This window comes from Vallitalea pronyensis (assembly GCF_018141445.1).
Classification (GTDB): domain Bacteria; phylum Bacillota; class Clostridia; order Lachnospirales; family Vallitaleaceae; genus Vallitalea; species Vallitalea pronyensis.
In genome coordinates this window covers 747,166-765,923 of the sequence record NZ_CP058649.1, presented here as the reverse complement: position 1 = coordinate 765,923, position 18,758 = coordinate 747,166, and the positions used below count along the sequence as shown (strand labels likewise).

General features: G+C 36.0%; 17 protein-coding genes and 1 riboswitch. Of the genes, 3 read left to right on the top strand and 14 right to left on the bottom strand.

Features of this window, described 5'->3' with window-relative positions; translation table 11 throughout:
* Window positions 1-69: 69 nt before the first annotated feature.
* From HZI73_RS03180 to HZI73_RS26485, 7 genes are all read right to left on the bottom strand, one after another.
* On the bottom strand, window positions 70-1,728 hold the full coding sequence (locus HZI73_RS03180) for a DUF6056 family protein (RefSeq protein WP_212696815.1): 1,659 nt from the start codon (window positions 1,726-1,728) through the stop codon (window positions 70-72).
* Between the two features lie 34 nt (window positions 1,729-1,762).
* Window positions 1,763-2,200 carry a GtrA family protein gene (locus HZI73_RS03175; protein WP_212696814.1) on the bottom strand — a complete coding sequence of 146 codons (438 nt, stop codon included), beginning with the start codon at window positions 2,198-2,200 and terminating at the stop codon, window positions 1,763-1,765.
* Window positions 2,160-3,143 (bottom strand): glycosyltransferase family 2 protein, encoded by a 984-nt coding sequence (locus tag HZI73_RS03170; protein ID WP_212696813.1) that lies wholly within the window; start codon window positions 3,141-3,143, stop codon window positions 2,160-2,162. The genes HZI73_RS03175 and HZI73_RS03170 overlap by 41 nt, the downstream gene beginning before the upstream one ends.
* Before the next feature lie 195 nt (window positions 3,144-3,338).
* Complete coding sequence (gene wsfD, locus HZI73_RS03165; protein ID WP_212696812.1) at window positions 3,339-5,441, bottom strand: glycan biosynthesis hexose transferase WsfD; 2,103 nt, start codon at window positions 5,439-5,441, stop codon at window positions 3,339-3,341.
* 271 nt (window positions 5,442-5,712) lie between these two features.
* Window positions 5,713-6,549 carry an ABC transporter ATP-binding protein gene (locus HZI73_RS03160; protein WP_212696811.1) on the bottom strand — a complete coding sequence of 279 codons (837 nt, stop codon included), beginning with the start codon at window positions 6,547-6,549 and terminating at the stop codon, window positions 5,713-5,715.
* Window positions 6,546-7,436 carry a glycine betaine ABC transporter substrate-binding protein gene (locus tag HZI73_RS26490; RefSeq protein ID WP_246552340.1) on the bottom strand — a complete coding sequence of 297 codons (891 nt, stop codon included), beginning with the start codon at window positions 7,434-7,436 and terminating at the stop codon, window positions 6,546-6,548. The genes HZI73_RS03160 and HZI73_RS26490 overlap by 4 nt, the downstream gene beginning before the upstream one ends.
* Window positions 7,429-8,094 (bottom strand): ABC transporter permease, encoded by a 666-nt coding sequence (locus HZI73_RS26485; protein ID WP_246552338.1) that lies wholly within the window; start codon window positions 8,092-8,094, stop codon window positions 7,429-7,431. The genes HZI73_RS26490 and HZI73_RS26485 overlap by 8 nt, the downstream gene beginning before the upstream one ends.
* Window positions 8,095-8,299: 205 nt before the next feature.
* On the opposite strand from HZI73_RS26485, the gene HZI73_RS03150 reads away from it, so the two are divergent.
* Window positions 8,300-8,803: a GNAT family N-acetyltransferase gene (locus HZI73_RS03150; RefSeq protein ID WP_212696810.1), complete on the top strand. Its 504-nt coding sequence runs from the start codon at window positions 8,300-8,302 to the stop codon at window positions 8,801-8,803.
* Window positions 8,804-8,867: 64 nt separating this feature from the next.
* Here HZI73_RS03150 and HZI73_RS03145 read toward each other — a convergent pair whose 3' ends face one another.
* Window positions 8,868-9,956, bottom strand: a complete 1,089-nt coding sequence (locus HZI73_RS03145) for a hypothetical protein (protein WP_212696809.1) — start codon at window positions 9,954-9,956, stop codon at window positions 8,868-8,870.
* A gap of 212 nt (window positions 9,957-10,168) precedes the next feature.
* Here HZI73_RS03145 and HZI73_RS03140 point away from each other — a divergent pair, with 212 nt between their 5' ends.
* Window positions 10,169-10,687 carry a ferritin family protein gene (locus tag HZI73_RS03140; protein ID WP_212696808.1) on the top strand — a complete coding sequence of 173 codons (519 nt, stop codon included), beginning with the start codon at window positions 10,169-10,171 and terminating at the stop codon, window positions 10,685-10,687.
* Window positions 10,688-10,764: 77 nt separating this feature from the next.
* Here HZI73_RS03140 and HZI73_RS03135 read toward each other — a convergent pair whose 3' ends face one another.
* From HZI73_RS03135 to HZI73_RS03110, 6 genes are all read right to left on the bottom strand, one after another.
* A complete protein-coding gene (locus HZI73_RS03135) occupies window positions 10,765-10,953 on the bottom strand; it encodes a PspC domain-containing protein (RefSeq protein WP_212696807.1) in 189 nt (62 codons plus the stop codon).
* A gap of 82 nt (window positions 10,954-11,035) precedes the next feature.
* The gene (locus HZI73_RS03130) at window positions 11,036-11,743 is read right to left on the bottom strand and encodes an HAD family hydrolase (protein WP_212696806.1); all 708 of its coding nucleotides are present in this window, start codon (window positions 11,741-11,743) and stop codon (window positions 11,036-11,038) included.
* A 119-nt stretch (window positions 11,744-11,862) separates the two neighbouring features.
* A complete protein-coding gene (locus HZI73_RS03125; RefSeq protein ID WP_212696805.1) occupies window positions 11,863-13,074 on the bottom strand; it encodes an AI-2E family transporter in 1,212 nt (403 codons plus the stop codon).
* A gap of 115 nt (window positions 13,075-13,189) precedes the next feature.
* The gene (locus tag HZI73_RS03120) at window positions 13,190-13,867 is read right to left on the bottom strand and encodes a response regulator transcription factor (protein ID WP_212696804.1); all 678 of its coding nucleotides are present in this window, start codon (window positions 13,865-13,867) and stop codon (window positions 13,190-13,192) included.
* Between the two features lie 481 nt (window positions 13,868-14,348).
* A complete protein-coding gene (locus HZI73_RS03115) occupies window positions 14,349-14,918 on the bottom strand; it encodes a xanthine phosphoribosyltransferase (protein WP_212696803.1) in 570 nt (189 codons plus the stop codon).
* Window positions 14,919-15,119: 201 nt separating this feature from the next.
* Window positions 15,120-15,222: riboswitch (purine riboswitch) on the bottom strand.
* A gap of 74 nt (window positions 15,223-15,296) precedes the next feature.
* Window positions 15,297-16,256, bottom strand: a complete 960-nt coding sequence (locus HZI73_RS03110; protein ID WP_212696802.1) for a DUF4003 family protein — start codon at window positions 16,254-16,256, stop codon at window positions 15,297-15,299.
* Window positions 16,257-16,562: 306 nt separating this feature from the next.
* Between HZI73_RS03110 and HZI73_RS03105 the strand changes: the two genes are divergently transcribed.
* Window positions 16,563-18,509 carry a GGDEF domain-containing protein gene (locus tag HZI73_RS03105; protein WP_212696801.1) on the top strand — a complete coding sequence of 649 codons (1,947 nt, stop codon included), beginning with the start codon at window positions 16,563-16,565 and terminating at the stop codon, window positions 18,507-18,509.
* Window positions 18,510-18,758 lie beyond the last annotated feature (249 nt).

The window sequence follows — 18,758 nt, the reverse complement described above, 5'->3', positions numbered from 1 at the left end:
TAGTGGTTTTTGCTGGAAAAAATGATATGTTCATGAAAACATATGAGAATTTCCTTACTTTCTTTTTATCTATTTTTCTATTCCTCCATTAACCCATTCTATCTCTGTATTGTGATCCACATCCATATATATTTTATAATATGGCTCATAGTAATCATTATGATAGGGCATGACCCATCCATAGGTATCTTCTTTGAACATGTGCTGCATAAGTACCTTTTGCCCACTGTTTTTATATTCATCAACCCTTGCAAGATTTTCATCGTATGTTATGGCATTATCTTGGTACCCTTCTACCGTTGGTTTCATCAAGGCCATAGCCAATAGAACCAGACTTATATAGCTTATGATGATACCTGTTTTTCTATAGCTATTAGCCTGATGGTTATGCATCCATAGGGTGAGCACAAGACCCGTTACAGCAAGAGGTAATAACCATGGCACTTCCATGATAAGACACAATATAACACCGATAACACCTGTCAATCCTCTGGAGTTCAAGTGTGGAATGAGAGCTGCCCCATAGAGAGCCAGCATAAAGATGACAAATATTAAATTTCGTGGTCCATAAACAGGGGAAACAAGCATCATGATTTGGGACCCAAATGCTAAAATCAGGGCGATAATGGGTACGGTATAATGTTTAATCCACTTGTAGCGATACACCAAAAGAGCCCCATATAGCAGGGTAAAAAGATAGCCTACCCCTACACCTAAGTATATGAAATCTCTAAGAAGGTGACTATACGTTGGGTAATGCAGCAATTTAAAGGCATACAAATGAATGAGTAACCCTAGACTTGCCAGACCACCTCCAACATAGACAACTGCCTTAAACCATAAAAACTTATGGGCAATTTTCTTTTGCAACGTTATAATAACACCCCATGCAGCCCCTAAAGATAAGACATGAAAAGGTGCCATATACTTGGAGAATAAAAACATAAAACCTTGACTCTTCATATTGTACTTCAACAGTTCTATAAATCCTTGTCGAGGTGCGTCTTCTATGGATGCTCTTAAGAGCACAGCTGGCGAACAAATCACCGTTAACATACCAATAGCCGCTGCTAATAACGTGATGGTCATCCATGTATTCCATTTATATTTTCTCATCATAACAAGGTCTAAACATACCAAAAGGGTTAGCCCAAAAGTCATTAAGCTCCCCTGCTCTACGGTTGCTGCTGATAGGCATGCAAGGAGGGGCACATACCATTTATAATGACGTCCATAGAAGGTCTTATTTAAAAAATACCAGTATATCAACAGCATAAACAGTGGATAAACATAGTTAAAAGACCCTGTTAACCAATAAACACTTTGACGGGTCAGATGGGGGTTAAGATACCCTATGGCAACAGCCATGATGAGACCTCCACTTATTACCTTACCCTGCTCATCATGTGCCGTATAACAAGCTGTTTTTGCCCCAAAATAGACAATCCCAGCTAACATGACAGCATTACATAGGACCCAGTATATGGAATCAATACCTAAAAAACCTGTTGCTAACAGGTGAACGATGACACGACCATTGGCACGTGCATAATGATCCATATGCCGGCTAATAAAATAATCAAAATCACCTGTGGTAAAAACCGAATAGAAAAAATCGTCTCCATAGAGACGGACATAACTGCTTATCATATAAGCACCTATAAACACAAAGATTGTTATGGACATAAGCCCATAACGATCCACCAACCCCTTCTTTTGTAATGACATAATACGCTCCCTTCTCATCTAGGTGAAACATCTATTAACACGTGCTTTTTCTAAAAATAAGGAACTGTGAAAACACATAATTCAAGATTAAGACAATCACGTTCATGAAACCTTTCGATAACATAAATTCCATCTGCAAAAGGGTGTTTAAAACAAATACACCGCCAATTTCGATGAGCATGGTGATAACTCTTGATGAAAAGAAGCGAAAACCTTCTATTGCCACTTCTCTATAGGAATCACACTTACTTTTAAAGACGTATCGCTTATTGGTTATGTAAGCAAAAAGTATGGCTAAGACAATGGATAACGTATTGGCTAGATTAGGATTCATCCGTAGAGGATATACCATCACCCAGCTTGAACCAAAGCTTACCAAAGTCGTTAAGCCCCCAATGATCACATAACGTATCATTTTCTGATAGGTTGGATTAACCATTATTTTCTTTAATCGTTGTATATATCGGTTCATATAATCTTCCTGCCTTCATTTCTTTTTCATTAGCTGATTCGGATATAATGTATCTTGGCCGTTGCTTCACTTCGTCATAGATACGTGATATATAGATACCGATAATGCCCAAGGATAACATAATCATGGAACCAATCATCAATAATAATACAATGACTGTGGAAAAGCCGCTAATGGCATTGCCCATAAAATAATTCACCAATGTTTGTACCCCTAATATCAATGCAAATATTAGAAATATACCACCGCCTACAATGGTTAAATAGAGGGGTTTACTGGTATGGGACAAAATGGCATTACAGGCTAATTTCATTAAATTAAACGTGGAAAAGCTTGTCTCACCTTCCTGTCTGTCTTCTACATCAAAATAGTAAGCCGTCCGCTGAAAACCTACCCAATCCACAACACCTCTAAAAAACAGATTACTCTCTCGAAATTGTCGGATAGCATCCACCACACGCTCATCAATAAGTTTAAAATCCGATGAATTATCCATATTTAGTCCTGTAGCGGTCTTTAATAAACCATAAAATCGCTTGGCTATGGACCGATAGAGCCTTGATTCTTTTCCTCTTTTTTGCTTAATCCCATCCACAATATTTGCACCTGTTTTGTCCATTAAGCGCATCATATCTCTTACACAGGTTGGTGGATGCTGAAGGTCGGAATCCATAATAAGATAACGGTCTCCTTCAATATGATCCAGTCCTGCACATATGGCCATTTCTTTACCAAAATTCCTAGCAAACCGAATAGCCGATACATGAGGATATTGTTCTTTTAACCGACTTATTTCTAGCCAGGTTTGGTCTGTGGAACCATCATCCACTAACATATAATGGCATGGTATACCTGCCTTATCAAGACTATTGTATATCATCGTAAAATTATTATAAATAGCATCTGACTCGTTGTAGACAGGAATGACTATAGCAAGATTCATGTATCTCTCCTCCTTATTGTCATGCTGAATGTCTAACGATTTTATCCTTCGTCGTTACCCAATAACATGTTTATAACATCCCACTCATTTCTATTATAAATCAAATAGAGATTTTTTCATTAAAAAATCATTAGAATCTGACCTTTCCATTTTTTCATGCTTCATTGAACCGCTCATGGATGGTATTACTTATGCTTATTTCGTTATGGTTATAACCATACATGGCACAACGCCAATGGACGGTTCATGGACCCCTTTATGGTACACAAAACCATCTGTATCAACAATTCTTGCCATATCATTGTTGGCATAAGGTGTTCGTAACCAATAGGGATGTCCTTTTTGATGGGATAAATCATAGGCTTCATATTCCCATACCCCCAATATAAAAACTTTCTCTAGGTTAATGTTGCCGTAGGCCTCAAAATAATTCTGTCTCACATCACCTGGGACAGGGTACCAGTAAAAAGGTTTTGAACCCTCATCCGCCTGTTCTTTAAAAGGTAGAGCTAGAATCGTTTTTCGATTAATGGCTTGTATACGTCTTTTTTCATCTTCAGTAAATCCATATAGAAATCCATTTTTTTCATCACTGTTTAACCATTGACGCAGTGTGGATGTGTGCCATCTATTAAGCTGTTCATCAAAGGTTCTAAAGGTCACAATGTCCTTTGCTGCTATGAGATAGTCATTACCTGTCTGCTCTAGAACCTCCCAGTGAATAGGTTTGTTGTTAAAGCGGCCCATGGTTATGATGGCAGGTGACTTTTCATTCGTAAACATATGAATGATAATCACAAGACTAAATAAGCCTCCTATTAATACAATTAAGGGTTTATAATATCTTTTTTCCAACCATCTTATGCTATCCATAACCGTCAAGATAATCAACATGTCCACTATCATATTAAATAAGAACATATGCTTCACAAGATCTGCCTCACCATTACCAATCACTGGGAGTATAAACTGGCTCATGGCAAACAACAATAACATGATGCGAAATGCTAACACCAATAACCCATTGGATTCAGAAGGGTATTTTCTGTAGGTTAGAACACTGGTTATGCTATAGAGTAAACCGATCACCATCACCATCAACAGTGCATAAGGGTGGGTTTTCTTTCGCAGTGTTTCCCAACTGCTGAATCGCCTATCGAATACCAAACGTTCTCCATGATCCTCTTCTAAATAATTCCCCACATAAGGCGGCCGTATGATGGTACTTGATCGTGCAAGCACTTGCATCTTATGCCATAACCTCTTAGGGTGAGTAAGATAGTAAATGCTGACTCTTAAAGGTGTTGCTCGATCATAGACTGCTTCAGAAAAAGCATCACTATGGATATCATATTCCCCATGGTCCATGTAAGCATGGGTGTCTTTTAGGGTCACATATTGCTCGTCTATACCTAAATCTCTTAAGTCTTCTATAGGATGTGGCGAATCCTTTAAGATACCATAAAAAACAGCATGGTAACGATTATAATGATTCATCCACTCAGGTACTGTTGTGTAAAAGTAAAGGGATGTGAGAAACAAGCACACACTCCCTAAGATGATGATGCGTCTAATGGACTTGTCCTTTTTCTTCCAATAAAGCAATAGTGCAAAACATATCATCAGTACCCCAAGGGGTATATTGGCAACTTTTGCACCGATAAACAGGCCTCCTGCAAGAAAGCTCAGGACGTACCATAGACCATGAACCCTTTCTTCTTTTAGTATGACTAAGGTACTAGCAACATAGAGTAAGAAGGACACTAGAATAAGGGGTTCACCGTAAAAGCTATTAAAGTATAAGATATAGCCCTTGTCAAAAAATATCCCAATAAAGAGTATGGACAATAAAGTTTTAGCCCAGGTGTTTTTTAGGGGTATACTCCTGATAAAAACCGAGACAGCCAAGCCAAATATGCCCATATACAATATGGCTAGGGTCCATATCTCAAAGGTATTAATCACACCTTGGGTCATATATTGATAAAACCCGTTGATAAATCCAGCTATTTTTAACACTATAAATTGTGTGGAATGATAGGGATGATCCACTTTAATATCTGGACTGCTAATAAAGGATAGATGTTCACCTAGATTATACCATTCCCGATTATACGCAAAAGTACTCTGGGCATAATCATATTTTTTATCCACATCTACTTTCAACCCAATAGGCTTCATGACTCTATCAAAATCACTGTTATCCCCTACCCCTACAAACTTAGGGTAATAGAGCAATAGACATACGGTTACGATACAGCCTATCCATAGGGCTAGATAGATCATTTTCTTATTCATTCGTACACCTCATTTTAATGATTCATTCGCATTAAGGCTTATTAGATATATAACCCATTAGGTTGTTTTTTATCCCTATAAGGCCTAAAAACTTGGTATTCCCTAGCACTACGATTACGTGGTCATGGGCTTATACCTAAGAATCTTAAAGCTCAAGGCTTATGCAAGGTGCATACTTCCATAACAGTATACACCTACCATGGTCATTATTCAATTTACAATCCTGTTACGATTATTTCTAAAACATGTCAAGCCATCTCTATGCTGATTTCTAAGATATCCTTGTATTAATCTGATCATAGAACGCCTGCATACTGGTATCACCTGTTAAAATATCCCCATAGATTTGTTCCATGATGCCTTCATTAAGAGCTGCTTTAAAGCCCTTCAACCCTAAGAAATCCTTTACAAAAGGTGTTTTAGGCTGAAATATAAGTTCCTCCTTGATACCACTTTGCTCAATCTGACCTTTATGCATAAGTACAATTCTTGTACCCAGTTTAAGGGCTTCACTAATATCATGGGTAACAAATAAGATTGTTTTTCCCAGTTGTTGATGAATGTGTTTTAACTGTTCTTGTAATTTGGTTCTTGCTATTTCATCAACGGCTCCAAAAGGTTCATCCATAAGGATGATATCTGGGTCAGCAGCCAATGCTCTAGCCACCCCTATCCTCTGTTTCTGCCCGCCACTGAGTTCTCTTGGATAACGTTCCAGCATATCTTCTTCTAATCCCACCAGATGAACCAGTTCTCTTGCTCGTTTTTCTCGAAATGATTTGGTCATGTTATTGATCATGGGTACATAGCTTATGTTATCTTTAATCCGCATGTGGGGAAAGAGACCAATCTGTTGAATGACATAGCCAATACCACGTCTAAGGGCAGTGGTATGCCAATCATGAATGGATGTTCCCTTAACCCATATATGGCCGTCATCAGGTTTAATCAGTTTATTTACCATTTTTAACAAGGTGGTTTTACCACAACCGGATGGTCCTAAAAGTGTCACGAACTCCCCCTGTTCAATCTGTAAGCTCAGGTTGTTGATGACTTGATGGCCTTTGTTGTAATGTTTACATACTTCCTTGAATTCAATATCAATCATGGTAAGAGTCCTTTCTTTTCTAGAAAGTCCACTGCCACTTGTTTCGGTTCTTGTTTTTCAATCTCCACAAGGTAATTCATCTGAATCATTTCTTCATTATTAATCTGACCGCCTAATGTATTAAGAACCTCTTCTAATTCTGGGTATTTTTCTAGAATCTCCTGACGGACAATGGTTGTGGCCGCATAATTGGGGAAAAAGTATTGATCGTCTTCAAGAACAACCAGACCTACTTCTTTTAACCGCCCATCTGTCGAAAAGACATTAATGACATCCACTTCATCTTCTCCTATAGCCTGATATTTCAAGCCGATATCAATTTCTGATATGGTTTTAAACTGAAAGCCATAGGCACTTACAAGTCCAGGGTAACCATCTTCACGTTCAAAAAAGTCATACTCTGCTGCAAATGATAACTTATCACTTACTTTAGCTAAATCCGTATAGGTTTCTATATCATGACCATCTGCTAATGCTTCCTTAATGGCTAATCCAAAGGTATTGTTAAAACCGTATAAGTCAAGCCAGGTGATGTTATAGGTCTCAGCATACCCTTTTTTGACTGCTTCGTAGAGTTCTTCAGGGTCTTTGATTAATGGTTCTTTTAAAACAAATAACCATCCCGTCCCTGTATATTCTGGGTAAAGATCAATGTCACCTTTTTCCATGGCTGGGTGAATATTGGAGGTGCCTCCCCCAATACTCATCTTCTGTTCCACTTGTATATCTGTCTTTTCTTCAATAAGTTTTGTCAGCATTTCCACTATAATTAATTGTTCTGTCATGGGTTTACTGGCAATGACCACTTTCTTTTCATCTTTTTTACATCCTGTAACACAACTTATAAGACTGCATATTAATACCATGATCAATAGCTTTTTACACATGTACATGACCTCCCATTCCTTCTGATCCTAATATTCGTTTACGCATTATTTTTTCAATATAGCCTAATACCAAGTCCGTTACAATGGCTAATAGAGCAACTAATAAGCTTCCTGCAATGGTCATTTGCGGAAAATTGGTGGTAATACCCCTCCATATAGCTACACCTAATCCCCCCGCACCAATGAAGGACGCAATCCCTCCAAGTGCAATGGTCATAATCACCATGGTACGAAATCCAGTAATGATAACAGGTAGTGCAAGAGGCAATTGAATTTTGAAAAGCAGTTGTTTTCTTGTGCTTCCCATACCTATAGCGGATTCTATGGTTTGTTCATCCACTTCCATGATGCCCACATAGGTGTTGCGAATAATGGGTAACACACCATATATGGTGAGAGCTGTAATGGCACTTTTGTTTCCAATACCTGTAATGGCCACTAGAAAACCAAAAAGTGCAATGGATGGTATGGTGTAGAGAAAATTAGTGACAGCCAATAGCACACCTGCTATATAACGATTTCTTGTCATGAGAATGCCTGTGGTAATACCGATTACCGTGATGATACTCACAGCGGTCATGGTCAGTGCAACATGTTGTACAAACAAATCCTTAAAAAAATCCCATCGTTCTATGTAGATTGTTATGACACTGTTCATGAAGACTTGATCACCTCTTTCGTAGAATCATATATGCCGTTATGAAAGTATATTCTCTTATGAAAGACAATATTCTCTCAATGTAGAAAACCCAAAACCATCTGTATGTGGATGGCTTTGGGTTTTAAGGTTACTTCATCCTTGAATAAGCCAACTTATTCAAGTATAATAGCTAAGAAAAAGATAATCATAGGAGGTTTCCATCATGACCATTAGACCCATTCGCATAGATGATGCTGAACGTTACCTAAAGATGTTGCAACAATTAGATTCTGAAACGAAAAATATGATGTATGAGCCAGGTGAGCGAAAAACCACTGTACAGGAAATGAAAGTAAAGATTGAGGATAGTCTAAAATCAGGGTCACTTATCTTAATCATAGAAGATACAACGAAGCATTGTATTGGAGGCTTCCTTGCATTGGAAATAGGTTTTGCCAATCGCATAAAACACAGTGCCTACCTTGTGGTAGGTATTCTGAGTGCTTATCAAGGTCAAGGTTTGGGAAAACGGTTATTCCAAGAGATGGATAGTTGGGCAAGAGAACACCATATCATAAGAATTGAATTAACAGTGATGACCCATAATAAACCGGGTATCCATCTGTATCAAAAAATGGGTTTTACAATGGAAGGCACCAAAGTAAAATCCCTTATGGTAGATGGGGAATTGGTGGATGAGTATTATATGGCTAAACTCTATGAATAGGATATAGAAAAGGCTATCCCATAAAAGTCATTTATGGGATAGCCTATTTATTCATGAAAGGATGTTACTGTTGTATGATCGTTTTCATTCTCTTTACAAAATAATAGATGATTGCAATCAGCCATATACCTGCAAAAGGTATAAAACCGGATAAGAAATAATGGCTGACACGAAATTCTATGTTACCAACAGCAGGTATGTTTGTCATATAAATACTTGAACAATACCCAAGAACACCGAAGAATATCCCTGTCACAACAGAATAGATAAATGTATTGATGTAGAAATAGTCGTCTTTTTTCATTCTAAGGGTAAAAATTACAAGAACAATCACGAAAACAAGTACGGCACCATAACGTACATAGACCATATTTTGGAATGTAGGATCGATACCTAGATAGTTCAGCCCACCTCGTAGCTCTTCATTAAATGCCATGGTTAATCCAGACATATAATAGAAGGAATATACCACCACATTAGGTAATGCGAAAATAATGACAAACAGCAATAAAATAATCTCATCGTGTAAGGATTGTAAACCAAAGACCATGGCCAATATGCCAATAACAGCTCCTATAATGGCTAGTGTCCGATAGGTATGACGAAAAGCTTTAATACCATCAAATGTTTTTCCCTTGGATTTGGTATTCATTAACACAAACAATTGCAAAAGATAGATAATGATCATGGTGGATATCCCATTACGTAAGGATGCAAAATTAATGTTCAGTCCTTCCACCAACTCACCTTTTGTAATAAAGGATATTAAAAACTGCAGGATAGCAAGTACAATGGCTGTTATACCATAGACTTTTAATTTATAGATATTTAATATACCATTGTCATTCACCCGTTTGTTACTGATCCACAATGCAATACCAGGTACAGCTGCCAGTGCAATGATCCCTAGTCGCAATTCACCCACTGCATTAAACAAAGACATGTTAAATATCATAATGGTTATTTTCAAAATACTGCTGATGTTAGCACCTTTATAGTCACCTAAGGTACCTGACATCAGTTCATTAAACCGTTCATATATGGAAAAATTAATTGCAATGGATAAAACCAGTGATATACCCAGCATGATTAAGAATGCTACTAACGCCGATTGTATGCCATCTACCCATACACCATTGTTCTTTTTATTCATTTTATATCCTCCTCTTTTGTGCTGCACACTTTACATGAACCCTTATGACTTGTTTTATGCTAGGTTTATTAAGCATTCAACTCCATATCCATTGTACTTTATCATGCTACAGGAGTCAATACAGGAATACCTTTTCTAATGGGCATTATGCTCATATTTTAACAGGTATGTGAATACACTTAATTGAACATACAAAAAAGTAGGTGTCCGCTATGAGTTATACAACTGAAGGTCAGCCTCAAGGTATACCCTCTAAGATTACTAATTTTATTCGTGAATCCCTCATTTCCGAGATTGTAGCCATTAATCAATACAACTATCATATTAATAATACATCCTGTCCTCCAATGGTTAAATTATGGAAGCATATTCGTGATGAGGAAATAAGGCATTTCTCCATGTTTTCTGAATTACTTCGGAAATATGATCCTGTGCAGTTAAAACTTTATGAAGAGACAAAGGGACATATCAATATTGATTTTACAAACTGCTATTCCTTAAAATCAGCCACCAAAATAAACATTCCAGGTGCTATACGCAGCGATATTAAAGGGGAACTTGAAGCGATTATTCTCTATGAAGATGTAGTGAAACATGGTAAATATCGAGATGTTTTTGAGGTATACACAGAAATTACTACTGAAGAAAAAGAACATTTTGAAGAACTCTCTTTTGCTATCATGGACTATGATAGGGATTTTGGTATAAGACCGGGTTGTAAAGGTGTCTAATACGCATGAAGGGCTGTACCTTACATATTTTACAATAAAATATGCAGGATACAGCCCTATTTGTCTTTTGATATGTGTTACGCTATGGGTTCTTCTGGCATAATTAACAAACAAATGAGATATGCCCATAAACCTGCAAATCCAAATAAGATACCAATTCCAAATATAACACGAACAATTGTAGAGTCAACATCTAAGTATCTCGCAATGCCTCCACACACACCATTAATTTTTCTGTCCGTTCTGGATTTATAAAGTTTTTTCATGATCCATCACCTACCCAATTTTTTTAATGGTACTATATCGCTATACATGCTGCATAACTGCTTACTATGTGATTGAATGCGTCTACTTTATTATATCACAAAGTTTTCGTATATCCCCATCCAATATTTTGTATTTAGATGGTACATCTTCCGCATTACCTTGTGATAAATTGGTGTGAATATACATGGAATCTATGCCCATATTGCTTGCACCTTTTAAGTCAATAGCATCGTTTCCAACAAAGATTGTTTCTTCTGGTCTAATATCATACTTTTCAAAGAAGTATTCGTAGAATTTTGTATCCGGTTTACGAATACCTACATCGGATGATATGCAAATACCGTCGAACAATTTTTTAATGCCTAGATATTTCATTTCTGAATTAGCAAAGGCTTTCTGTGCATTGGATAAAAGATAGATTTTCTTATCCTGGGCTTTTAATTGTTCCATGACATCAAGAACACCATCATAGAGCTTAATAGAATCCGTGGATAATAACCGAAAGGTTTTAGCAGCAAATTTTGCCTTTTTCTTTGGCTTTACACCCTTGTCCTTGTAAAGTTTAAAAAATACATCCTCAATTTGATAATCTGGACATTCATAATGATCGTTTTTCTTAATGAGTTTCTTAACAATTTTGTCGAAACTCTCTTTTAATTCCTGATTATCATAGTGCGCACTATTATACCCCAAGTAAATCGCTAATTTCTCCCAAATCTCACTTTTTTCTTCATTGGTTTTAATATCAATTAATGTGCCATATAGGTTAAATACATAATTCTTATACATTCACAAGCCCTCCATATTAAGCCAGCGTCATTGCTATTATTGTATTGTTCTCTTTTCTAAGCTTTGTTTGTGTAAGAACCCCTAACCTATATTGTATCCTCTTTTTGTCTCAATTGCAATTATGTTTTTTCTAACTGAATCAGTTTAATGCTTTTGCGCTCCTGTCGTTTCTTAACCCATCTATTTAAGAATATCTTCACAATACCACCCATTGGGATGGATAAAATCATACCCATAATACCAAAGAATTTGGTAAATACAAACATGGCAAGGAGTATAAATACGGGGTGCATCCCAACACTTTTCCCTTGAATCCTAGGACTGACGATGATGTAGTAGATTTGTTGGATAACAACAATGTATAGACCCACAAATACAGCCTGCTGCCAAGTACCTGTAACGAGAGCAATGATGACAGCTGGAACAATACCAATCCATGTACCAAGATAAGGAATAATATTGGTATAACCTGCAAAAGTACCTACAATAAATGCATATTTAAAATTAATAATCACTAAGGATAGTACCGTTACTAAACTTAGTAGCGTTAAGTCAATGATTTTACCCCGAATAAAACTTAGGAAAACCACATTGATTTCTCCAGCTATTTCTTTTAAGCTATTCTTCTTTTTATTGTTGAATAAGAGCCTTAAAGCATTCTCAACTAGACCATTAAAATATTCACGGTTCATAATAAAGTTAAAAGCAAAGACAAAACCAAAGGAAATATCAATGATATAACGGCCAATGGTGGTAAGACGGTTGGTTAAACTACCGAGGATGGTCTGAATCTGTGTGACCAAATTACCTAAAAGGTCTTCAATAGCTTGGGATATATTAGCTGTCAATCCCATCATCTCAAGTTTTCCTTCTAACCCTTCTAATTCCTTGGTATAATTTGCAAATCGGGTTGTAATCTCTTCAAGAAATGAGGTGAATTCAAATTTTTGAAAACTACCATTAATCATCACAAAGACACTATTAAACAATAAAACAATAACCGCGATAATAAACGCAAGGGTTATGACAAGACTTAATCCTCTGATAATGGCTCTTCTTTGTTTAGGATGATTCCTACTCCATTTTTTACCTATACGTATTTTTCCTATGATGCGTTCAAAATAGCGAACTAATGGGTTAAGCAGATATGCAATAACTAATCCCCATAAAAAGGGCGATAACGTCTTAACAGTAATAGAAAAAGCAGAGGAGAGACCATCCATAACATCGCCAATTTCTGTTATGACAAGGTATATGATATAGATAATGACAAAGCCAAGGGTTATATATTTTATCTTTTTCATATACCCATAATCCAGTTTAATCTTCATAGGGTGCTATAATCCTTTCTCTCTATCCAGAAAATTTTCTGTATGTATTCAAGAACCACTGAATACCACTTTTTTCTAGTATCTCATATTCAGTTAGCTTCCACAAGGGGTTTTATTAATTTGTGTCAAATTTGTAACCTGCCCTAACAACGGTTCTTATGTAAGTGGATTTATCTTTCAATTTCTTCCGAATCTTTTTGATATGGGTATCCACAACCCGGTAATCCCCAAAATAATCGTACCCCCATATGGTATCTAATATTTTTTCTCTTGTTAACACACGCCCTTCATTTTCCACAAGATATAGAAGCAATTCATATTCTTTTGGCGCAAAATCAACTTTTATATTGTCCACTCTTACAGAATATGCATCCTTATCAATGGTAATTCCCGATTTTTGAATAATATTTTTGAGTTTGTCATCTGTCGTGGCCAGTCTTTCTAAGAGCCGATTGCTTCGAGCTAGGAGTACTTGGATATTAATGGGTTTAATGACATATTCATCTACTCCTAACTCAAATCCTAATAATTGATCTTCATCATCATCTCGTGATGTCAGCATAATAATGGCGACATCTGATTTAGACCTTATTCTTCTGCATACGGACCATCCGTCCAATTTGGGCATAACAATATCCAGCAACACCAAATCGATATGGTTTTCATCGAATATTTCTAATGCTTCAAGTCCATCTGCAGCTTCAAGGACATGGTAACCATAATCTCTAAAGGCAACCGCTATCAATTCTCTCATAATCGCTTCATCTTCTATAATTAAAACCGTATTTTCCATAACTACCCCTTCTTTACTCTTGGTATGAATATTATACGTTGTCTAAGACATACACACCTTTTATCCTATATTTTATATTATATCATAGATAAGACAAGTTAACCATTTGTTAACCCTTCAATGATACAATATAACTACCCTTATAAACTTTTCTTCCTAACCCTATAAAGGTTTAAGTCCTTTTTTACATATAATAAATATATAACACATTCTATAATATTTCAACATTTTTGATCTTAAATTTTATATATATTCACACATAAAAAGTGACTATTCCATAACCTCAAATTAAATTCAGATTATGTTATGTCACTTTTCTTGATGCGCCTTATGGTAAGGCTAATACCTTTTATGCTCAATGGGTATTAGCCTTCTATTTCAAACAATTTTAGCTAATATGGTCATGTATTATCATCAACAATGACTTATACCAGTATAATTCTATTAGGAGTCAGCCCCATATTATGTCAATCAACGACTTTTAAGCAAAGATAACTTTCTGATTTTCAAAACGGTCGATAATAGCAAGTGATTGGACATTCACACCTTTGTTTCTTAATATTTTTCCGCCATCTTGAAACCCTTTTTCAATGACAATACCCACACCGCAGTGAGTAGCACCAGATTGCTCAACGATATCAATGAGTCCATTAGCTGCTTTACCATTGGCTAAAAAATCATCCACAATCAGAATACGGTCCGTTTCTTGGATATATTTTTTGGATACCCTAATTTTGTAGGTTTTATCTTTTGTAAAGGAGTACACGCTGCTCTCGTAGGTTTCTGCATCTAAGTTACGTGATTCTGTCTTTTTTGCAAAGACCATGGGCACTTTAAAATACTGAGCCACAATAGCTGCTATGGCAATGCCTGATGCTTCAATAGTAAGTATCTTTGTTACACCATGATCCTTAAACCGCTGATAAAACTCTTCCCCTATAGCATTCATTAATGCTACATCTATTTGGTGATTGAGAAAAGAATCCACTTTCAATATATCCTTACCTTCTACTCGACCATCTTTCCTTATTCTGTCCTTTAAATATTCCATGTACAAGTCTTCCTCTCAATTGTCTCAAGCATTCGCATACTTGGCATCATCATACAAAAAAACCTTACCAATACAGGCAAGGTTATTAATCATATGATAAAATGCATGCTATACGCCATTAAGCTATTGCTGTGACCATTAGCAATAGATAAGATAATCCATAGAGATTTATTAACAGATTATGGTTTACGGCAAAGCACACTCATACACTAATAATCACGTAGCCTGTAACTGTTTACGGCAGTTTGTAGAAACGTCTGGACCCTATTTCCAGATTTATACGGGATATATGTAATTACATTTAATTTCACACAAATTTTACATGATAATGAAAAAAAAATCAAGAGCCACTTTGCTTTTCTAATATTTTCCGTATAGCTAATAAAGAATACCTTCAATAAGAATGGCCGCAACTAAAGCATAATCTAAACTTATTTGTTTATTCCCTTGTCCAATGACATAACAAGTATGTTGATTTTTATCATGAATACCTAACATAATAAGGATAGCAATAATCATATTATATACTTTATTTTTTTTGAAGAATTTGGTATTGCCCATGAACTGATAGATCTCTTTGAACTCGGTGATAAAAAGCTCCGCATCATTATCATTAAAGTTAATCACAGCACTGATAAGACCAAATAGACCCATCATAACACCTTTTACCTTTAACCCTTCATGGCGCATACGTTTATACATAAATATACAAGTTTTAATGGCGTCGTCTTTATTATCTAATTGCATTAATGTAAGGACATGGGATAGAAGTTGGAGTGCATTCCCCCTTTTAAAGCAATCTTTGGCTAACTGCTTGTAATAGTACTCCACCTGGTTCATAAGATTTTCATTTGAATCATCTAATCCTGAAAGCAGAATGGACAAAGCATAGTCTTCTTCTCCTGTAATGAAGGCATGATGGTCTTGCATATCATAGAAAATATTACTGGCTGCTTGCAGACGCTTTTTGACATTGCTTTCGTCCAATAACATAAAAGCGATAAAAAGCCGATGGTTCACATAGAGGTCAAATTCATCGACAATTTGAAGATTACTAAAAAGAAGATTAATTTTGGTAAAAGGGTAATCGTATTTGAGTATGATGATGGTTGATAGTATATAGCGCAACTCACCATTCAAATCAGAAAAATCAACCTTGCTCTTAATACGGGCACTAATTTCTTGAAACAATTCATCTTGAAATGGCCGATTTGAGATGGTATAAAGTAGTGCTACGATTTTAATGGTTTCATTGGAAATCTCTTTTCGTAGAGCTGATTTCACTTCATGATATGTATTCAAATATTGTTGAATCATTTCTTTATTCTCTAAACGCATGCAGTACCCTCCAATATAATTCATGGTTTAATGACTGTGAGTTAACGCTAACTTACTTATAGTTTCCGTTAACATCAACAAGCTTTATATAGGATTCTATTATAACACTTTTCCAGTCACTTCCATAGTATGTTACACAACTTCTTCATATTTTTGATCTGTATGACATATGCCGTACCTACAGTATCTAAACCCCTTGTTGTGTTATGGCATATTTAACACAATATCTATATTAATAAAATACAATATATGATATAATAATATCGCATATAAGGTCTATATCACTACTTCTTGCAGGAGGAATGTATGATGTATCTTTCACATATCGTGAAGACAAAATTAATGAAGCAAATCCTCATCTTTTTCATTATTATCCTAACCACTTTTGTAACAACCTATGTACTCATGATGCAAAATATTATTGCCAAACAAGATGAATTAATGAACATGTTTACATCAACCATAAAAGTATCCATTGAAGAAAATTACCGCATAGCCAATCAAGAAGAACGGGAGGAAGAAGATGAGCTTTATATTAAATTAATGGGTATTGGCCAAGAATTCATAGATGTTCCTCTGAATAAAATCACCAGTAACGTGTTATATCATTATCGGGATAAATACAATCTTACACATCTTTCTATCTTTAACAAAGATGAAAAAGACGAGATTACCATCGCCCGTTCCACCCATCCTGAAGAAATTGGTATTAAAACAACCAGTTGGGGATTCTGGAATGAAGCTTTTTTACAGCTTTATAAAAAGGGCACTGTGACCCTTTCAAAAGGTGTGGCCATTAATAATTTTTGGGTAGGACCAAAATCCTATTCTTATGTTGATTATAAAACAAAAGGTGTTAAGAATTATTATAAATATGCCTATTATTTTAATAGGGAACAGAACTACATCATCAATGCTGTCACATCTGAAGAATCCTATAGTCTTAGCAGCACCAATCGCTTAGATAACTTATTAGACGAATATCGTCATAAAATAAAATCCATTAAGAAATTTGGCATCATTGATATGCACAATTGGCGATCCTATATCCAGAATAATAGTAACACCCGTATAGAGCCTATTGTAACTTATGGCAACTTAACCAATCAAGAGTTTATTGCTTTTAATATTCGTCAGCCTTCTTTAGAGAATCTTGATGATATTCGATACATGGATGTGATGCACAGAGGTAAGCCTTATAAGTTAAGCTTTACAGCTTTAGATGATAATATCGCTATATGTACGTTGATGAGTACGTCCTATTTCCAGACCATTACCTTACCCATCATCATTGCTATCATTATCATAAGTTTACTTATAAGTTTAGTCATATCATGGGTCGTTAGAAAGGAAGCTAGAAAATCCGATATCTTATTACGTCGTGAACAACAGCGTTTAAAGGCTGTGGAAGAGTTTAAAAATGCCATCACCAATGTACCTGACTACATATTCCGATTGATTATCGGCCATGATGACCAACTGATGGTTTCCTTTAACGAAGGGCGTTTGGTCACAGAAGACCATTATATTGGCGTGGATAAGGAACCTCGACCCATACACATGCTCTATAGCGAAACTTTTATTACCACAGCTACCCCTTATATTCATGAAGCCTTTGCTAATAAGAAAGTCAGCTTCGAATTTGAGGAAAATGATATCTGTTATGAAGTCATCATTATCCCAGACCAACCCAATGAAATCCATCAAAAAGTTGATGAAGTTTTATGTTTTGTTAACGATGTAACCAAGTACGTGAAAGATATTCAGAAAAGTACCTACATGGCCCACCACGATGAGCTAACAGGCTTATTAAACAGAAGGCAGTTCAACATGGATTTTGATACCTTTAAAGCTTCCAAGAAATTTGCGGTTTTTTATCTTGATCTTGATGGTTTTAAATCCGTGAATGATCAACATGGTCATAAAGCTGGCGATTATGTCTTACAAAAAATCAGTAAGCGATTAACCGCCCTAGAAGGTCTATGTACTTATCGCATTGGTGGTGATGAGTTTCTTATCATCATGCCATTTAAGGTACAACGGGAATCGTCTAAAATGGCAACGACCATCATTGAAACCATTAACAAGCCCATCATTTTACCATCAAATGATACCATACATATGGGTGTAAGTATTGGTATATCCATTTATCCATCAGACGCTAAAGACCGGGAACAGTTAATTAATTATGCCGATCAAGCCATGTACCATGCTAAACGTGAAGGAAAAAATGCGTTTTTCTTCTATAACTAACATTTATTCCTATTTTGTTATCTTGGATTTTATTGGTATGACGTGTATAGATTAGGGGCTGTCAGAAAATACATTTTATGATACCTAATGGTCTAAGAAGATATACACGATTATGCTTTGCAAACCCCTAATCGTCCATGTTTAGCAACAGGTTAATGTTGCTTGAACAGGGGTTTGCGCTTGGCCATCCATGGCTTCGCTTTAAGCATAACCGTGTATATCTTCCTAGATAGTATCATGAGATGATTT